This window comes from Salinisphaera orenii subsp. orenii MK-B5 (genome assembly GCF_003788635.1).
GTDB classification, from domain to species: Bacteria; Pseudomonadota; Gammaproteobacteria; order Nevskiales; family Salinisphaeraceae; genus Salinisphaera; species Salinisphaera orenii.
Genome location: NZ_AYKH01000014.1, coordinates 66791 through 73351, shown reverse-complemented (window position 1 = coordinate 73351; position 6561 = coordinate 66791). Strand labels below are relative to the sequence as shown.

Here is a 6561-nt window from a genome sequence, read left to right as displayed (position 1 = left end):
ATCCGACATGCTGTGTCGTCGATCAGAAGTATTAGTGCCCTATGTCAACATATCTCGTGACGACATGCCCTAGTGCCCTATGTCAACATATCTCGTGACGACATGCCCTAGTAAACGTCGCGCAGATAACGATGCTCCGATGACAGCGTTGCGACATAGCGCTTCGCGTCGGCCTCGCTCATGCCGCCCTGTTCGGCCACGATGTCGTGCAGGGCCGCATCGACGTCCTTGGCCATGCGCTCGGCGTCGCCGCAGATATAGATCACGGCACCGGCTTCCAGCCAGGCCCAGAACTCGCGCGCCTGTTCGCGCATGCGGTTCTGCACATAGACCTTGTCTTCCTGGTCGCGGGAGAAGGCCAGCGTCAGGCGGCTGATCACGCCGTCGTGGCGCCAGGCTTCGAGCTGGTCGCGATAGATGTGGTCCTTCGCGCTTTCCGGGTTGCCGAAGAACAGCCAGTTGCGCCCGGCGTCACCGCGCGCCTCGCGCTCCTGCAGAAAGGCAATGAACGGCGCGATGCCGGTGCCCGGGCCGATCATGATCGCGGGGTGATCGGGGTCGGCGTTGACGCGGAATTCGTCGGAGCGCTGGATATAGACCGGCACTTCGCCGTTGCGCGACAGGCGCTTGGCCAGGAACGTCGAGGCCACGCCCTTGTAGCCACGCCCGTAGACCGCGGTCTTCACCACCGCGACCGTCGTGTGGATCTCATTCGGATACTTGCGCGCCGAGGAGGCGATCGAATACAGCCGCGGCTGTAGCGGGCCGAGTTCGTCGACCAGTTTCTGCACGTCGGGGCGTGCGCTCGGGTACACGCGCAGCAGTTCGAGCAGGCTCTGGCCTTCCTCCGCGCCTCGCTCGGAGAGCATGCGCAGGTCGTCCGCTTCTTCCGCGTCGCTGGCGGAGGCAGCCAGCAACGCGATCACTTCGTCGCTCGGCTTGGTGATATCGACTTCCTTGAGCAGCACCTGGCGCAGCAGCTTGTTGTCGCCGTCAGGGGCTTTGACCTTCTCGCCGCCGGAGGCCTCGATATCGGCGAGGATCGCATCCACGGTGCGCGGGTCGTTCTCGGGATAGATGCCCATCGAGTCGCCGGCTTCGTATTCGATGCCGGAATCTCCCAGATCGATGACCACGTGGCGTGTATCCTTGCTCGAGCCTTCGGCATTGAGCGGCGTACTCGCCTTGAGCTTGGCCATGTACGGGTTGTCGCGCGTGCCGAGGGGACCTTTCTTTTTGGGCTTCGGCTCGGGCTTTGCTTCTTCCGCGGGAGCATCCGCAGCGCCGGCGTTCGCCGCCTCGTGTTCGGCGACGAGTTCCTTGAGCTTGCGTTCGGTCTCCTTGGCGCCGGGCACGCAGCGGTTGAGATCCTCGCCCTCGAAGGCGATGGCTTCTGCGTACGTCTTGCACAGATAACCGCACTGGCCGCAGTCGAGCTGGGCCATGGCCGCCATGAGCTGGCGCTCGTGGGGCTTGTCTTCGGCCAGCTCCATGCGTTCTTCCATTTTCATGGCCGGGTCGTGCCAGGGAAAGGACTCCTTGGCTTCCCCACCGCCCTGCTCGGCGCCGCCGAGCGAGCCTTCCCAGCCGGCGAGCGCAGCGATCAGGCCGTTGAGCCATTCGCGCTGCTCGGCTTCGAACGGTGCATCCTCGGGAATCAGATCGACTTGTGTGGGCATGTTCTACCTCGTGCTGGGGCCTTGTCTCGTGCCCGCTTCAGACGTTTTCGTAGATGGACACGGCGTTGAAAGCGGAGCCATGCATTGCGACAGCGGCTCCCTGACGGCTGTTGTCGGATTACGCCTTCGGCTAATCCGACCTACGCTTACCGCCGGGCAAACCGCTTCTCGTGACCGGTCGTCTTAATCGCCTGTGTGCGTGCTCTAACGACCGATCGATTGTCAGAGTCAAGCCGTGCGCTGAGCATTGTCGTCGGCGTCGTCCGGCGACCGGTCGTACTCGTCCGTTGCCGCGTCGTCGCGTTCGCTCTTGACCGCTTCGGGCGTGTCGGCCCGGGCTTCGGCTTCGGAATAGGCTTTCTCTTCGGATTCGCGCTGGGCCTTGCCCGCTTTCTCCGAGCGTTCGGCGAGCCGGGCCTTGAGTTCGTCGATATCCTGGCGCCGCGCGTAGGCCACGAACCGCTCGCCGGCGTGGCGCTCGTCGAGATAAAGCCCGAGCAGGTTTTCCAGATAGGCGTTCAGGTGCACGGCCGGAATAGCCGTCGCCAGCTCGCGGGCGATGCCCTGCTCGTCTTCGTAGCCGCCGCCGATATAGACATGAAAGCCGTCGACCTGATCGGCTTCTTCCGGGTCGTCGGCGTCCGGGTCGGCCACGCGCGCGCCGAGCAGGCCGATATCGCCGACATAGTGCTGGGCACAGGAATTCGGGCAGCCGGTCATATGGATATTGAGCGGTTCGTCCAGCTCGAGCGTGTCCTCGAGATGATCGACCAGCTCGAGCGCGTTGCCCTTGGTCTCGGCGTTGGCGAATTTACAGCCAAAGCTGCCGGTACAGGCGACCATGCCGGTGCGCGCGGGGCTGGCGTTCACATGCAGACCGAGCTTTTCGATGCCGGCGACCAGCGCCTTCATGTCCGACTTCTTCACATTGCCGAGCACGAGGTTCTGCCAGACCGTGGTGCGCATCTTGGAATCCGCATGGCGATCGGCGAGATCGGCCAGGCCGTGCATCTGCGGAATCGTCAGCCGGCCGACCGGCAGCACCACGCCGACATACTGTTTATCGTCGATCTGATCGTGGATACCCACATGTCCGGCCTTGTCGACCGGGGCGCGTGTCTCGCAGCGCGACAGCGGATAACGGCGCAGCGTGAACGGCAGTTTTTTCTGCACCTCACGCATGAACTTGTCGAAGCCCCAGCGATCGAGCACGTATTTCAGCCGCGCCTTGTCGCGGCTGGTGCGATCGCCGCTCGCCAGAAACACGTGCAGCACCGCATGGGCGACCGCCACACATTCCTCGGGCTTGAGCATGACGCCGGTATCGCGGGCGAAATCCTGGTGGCCCGTGATACCGCCCAGGCCCATACGAAAATATGGCCGGCGCGGCAGCGGCCCGTCGGCTTTCGGCATGACGGCCGAAAAACCGATGTCGTTGGTGCCTTCCAGCGCGCTGATGCGCCCGCCGCCGTCGAAGGCAATATTGAACTTGCGCGGCAGCCCATACAGCTCACGATGGTTGATGATGTGGTGATGCATGGCCCGGCAGTAGGGCGTGACATCGATCAGCTCGTCCGGATCGATGCCGGCCAGCGGGCTGCCGGTGATGTTGCGCACGTTGTCGCCGCCGCTGCCCTGATTCAGGATGCCGACATCCTGCAGGCCCATCAGCACGTTGACCGGGTCCTTCGGGCCGATCTCGCGAATCTGCAGATTGGCGCGCGTGGTCACGTGCGTATAACCGCCGCCATAGGTCTCGGCCAGATCGGCCACCGCGCGGAACTGATGCGACGAGAAGATGCCGCCCGGCATGCGCAGCCGGCACATATAGCTGTCCTGGTTGGGTGCGACATAGAACATGCCGCGGCCTTTCATCAGGAACACGTCGTCGCCTTTCGGGTATTCGCCCAGATTGGCGAGCGCCACCATCTCGTTCCACATGTCGTTGGGGTTGAGATCGGCCTTGGCCTCTTCCTGGCTTGTCAGCTCGCCGCCCATGGCCTGGGCCCGAATGCGCGCCTGGCTATGAAAATCGTCCGGGCGCAGGCGCTTGCCGGTGGTCAGGCCGGTCATGCCGGGCACGCCGCGGGCGATATGCAGCCCGGCGGTCACGCCCTTGAGATAGCGCTGCTGTTCTTCGTCGAAATCCTGTGTGCTCATGAGGGGTCGATCCGTGTGGTCGAACGGTTGTCGATGAAATCGGGATGAATCATTCGCCCGCCTGCGCTTCTATCAGCGCGGCGATCTCGGGCTTGCAGGAGCCGCAGTTCGTGCCGGCCTCGAGCGCTTCGCCGACGGCGGCCACGCTGGTCAGGCCGTCGTTGTTGATCGCGCGCGCGATCGTGTTGCGCCCCACGCCGAAACAGGAACACACCTGCGGGCCGGGATCGGCGCCGGGGTCGGCCGGGCGCCCGGCGAGCAGGCCGATGCGTTCGTCTTCGGCGACCGGCTCGCCGGTGAACAGGCTGGCCAGCCAACTGCGGTCGGGCAGCGCGGCCGGCTCGGGCGCGACGAACACGCAGGCCTCGATATGGCCGGCGTCCATATGCGCGGCGCGATAGCGCCCGCCCGCCGTATCCGCGGCTTCCAGCCAGTCGGCCGTGCGTTCGCCCACGCCGATCCAGCTGCGTGCGGTCGCGGCCCAGTCGCCCGGTGTGTGCAGGCCGGCGATTTCGTAGCGATAGAAACGCTCGCCCGGCACTTTCACCCAATAGTCGATACTCGCCTCGGCCGCCAGCAACAGCGGGCGGCTGGCGAGAATGAAGCCGTGCCAAGCGGCTTCGAACGGTGCGATGGCCGCGGGCGTGTGCTTGAACTCCGGCTCGCCCGAGATCGGGCAGACCGCCGGGTTGGCGAGCGCGCCGACCCGGGCGCGGGCCGCGAACTGGTCGTTCCAGTGCATGGGCACGAACAGCGACCCCTCGCGCTGGCCGGCCGTGACGATCACGCGTACATGCGCCTCGCCCAGCGTGGTCGAGACCGCCGCCAGCGCACCGTCGGCCACGCCATACCGCTCGGCATCCCGCGGATGTACTTCCACGAACGGCTCGGGAATATGGGCGGCCAGCCGCGCGGACTTGGCCGTGCGCGTCATCGTGTGCCAGTGATCGCGCACGCGCCCGGTGTTCAGCGCCAACGGCCATTGATCGCTCACAGCGTTCGCCGGGCCTCGCGGCGTGACCGCGACTAGATGGGCCTTGCCATCGGACGTCGGATAGACGCCGTCGGCGAACAGGCGCCGGCTATCTTGCTGTACGGCCATTGCGCCGGCCGCGCGCAGGGCTTGCGTGCTATGCACCGGCCAACGCAGCGGCTTGAGCGTGTCGTAATCGTCGTCGCTCAGATCGGCCAGCCCGTCGAGATTGAGCACGCGCTGGCCGTCGTTCTCGAACGCGGTGAGCGCGGCATGCTCGCGAAAGATCGCCGCCGGGCTGTCGAAATCAAAGCCGTCGAAGCCCATCCGGCGCGCTACGTCGCAGACGATGTCCCAGTCGGCGCGTGCGGCGCCGGGCATCGGCAAGAAGGCGCGCTGGCGCGAGATGATGCGCTCGGAGTTGGTGACCGTGCCGCTCTTTTCGGCCCAGGCCGCGGCCGGCAACAATACGTGGGCGCGATCGACCGTATCGGTATGGCGCATACAGTCCGATACGGCCACGAACTCGCAGGCCTCGAGCGCACGTTTGGCGCGATCGGCATGCGGCAGGCTCACCAGCGGATTGGTGGCCATGATCCAGACCGCCTTGACCTCACCGCGCTCGATCGCCTCGAACAGTTCGACCGCCTTCAAGCCCGGCTCGCGCGCGATCGTGGGCGAATCCCAGAAACGCTGGACACGATCGGCGCCGTCGAAGCCGATATGCGCGGCCAGCGTGCTGGACAGCCCGCCCACCTCGCGCCCGCCCATGGCATTCGGCTGGCCGGTGATCGAGAACGGGCAGGCGCCGGGCTTGCCGATACGATCGGTCAGCAGATGGCAATTGATAATCGCGTTGACCTTGTCGGTGCCGGCGGACGACTGGTTCACGCCCTGAGAGAACACGGTGACGGTGCGTTCGGTCGCCGCGAACAGCTCGAAGAAGGCCGAGACGGTGTCGGCGTCCATGCCGCAGGCCGCCGCCACCGCAGCGATATCGCCCATGTTTCGTGCTTCGGCGACCGCGTCTTCGGCGTCAGGCAGATCGCTGGTACTGCCCTGGTCGGCGAGATAAGCGAGCAGGCCGTTGAACAGATGCACGTCGGTGCCGGGGGCGAGCGGCAGATGCAGATCGGCGCCTTCGGCGGTGGCCGTACGTCGCGGATCAATCACCACGAGTTTCTTGTTCGGGTCATGCTCTTGTGCGGCGACGATGCGCTGATAGACCACCGGGTGACACCAGGCGGTGTTCGAGCCGACCAAGACAACAAGGTCGGCGATCTCCAGATCCTCGTAGCAGCCCGGCACCACGTCCTCGCCGAAAGCGCGCTTGTGGCCAGCCACCGCCGACGACATGCACAGCCGCGAGTTGGTATCGATATTCGCCGAGCCGATATAGCCTTTCATCAGCTTGTTGGCGACGTAGTAGTCCTCGGTGAGCAGCTGGCCGGAGACATAGAAGGCCACCGCGTCGGGACCGTGTTCGGCGATGATCTCGCCAAAGCGGGCCGCGACTTCGTCGAGGGCGTCGTCCCAGCTCGCACGCCGGCCGTCGACCATCGGGTGCAGCAATCGCCCGTCGAGGCCCACCGTGTCGGCCAGGGCGGTGCCCTTGGAGCAGAGGCTGCCTAGATTGGACGGATGCGCCGCGTCGCCGGCCACGCTCACGGCATCGTTTTCGACGACGGCGTTCACGCCGCAGCCGACGCCGCAGTAGGGGCAGGTCGTACGCGTCGTCACCGCGCTCAT

3 protein-coding genes are annotated in these 6561 nt (G+C 65.5%); all 3 read right to left on the bottom strand.

Annotated elements, in window-relative coordinates:
• Window positions 1–107 precede the first annotated feature (107 nt).
• On the bottom strand, window positions 108–1679 hold the full coding sequence (locus tag SAOR_RS09010; RefSeq protein WP_123631136.1) for a sulfite reductase subunit alpha: 1572 nt from the start codon (window positions 1677–1679) through the stop codon (window positions 108–110).
• Between the two features lie 228 nt (window positions 1680–1907).
• On the bottom strand, window positions 1908–3839 hold the full coding sequence (locus SAOR_RS09005; RefSeq protein ID WP_123631135.1) for a NirA family protein: 1932 nt from the start codon (window positions 3837–3839) through the stop codon (window positions 1908–1910).
• A gap of 49 nt (window positions 3840–3888) precedes the next feature.
• On the bottom strand, window positions 3889–6561 hold the full coding sequence (locus SAOR_RS09000; RefSeq protein ID WP_123631134.1) for a nitrate reductase: 2673 nt from the start codon (window positions 6559–6561) through the stop codon (window positions 3889–3891).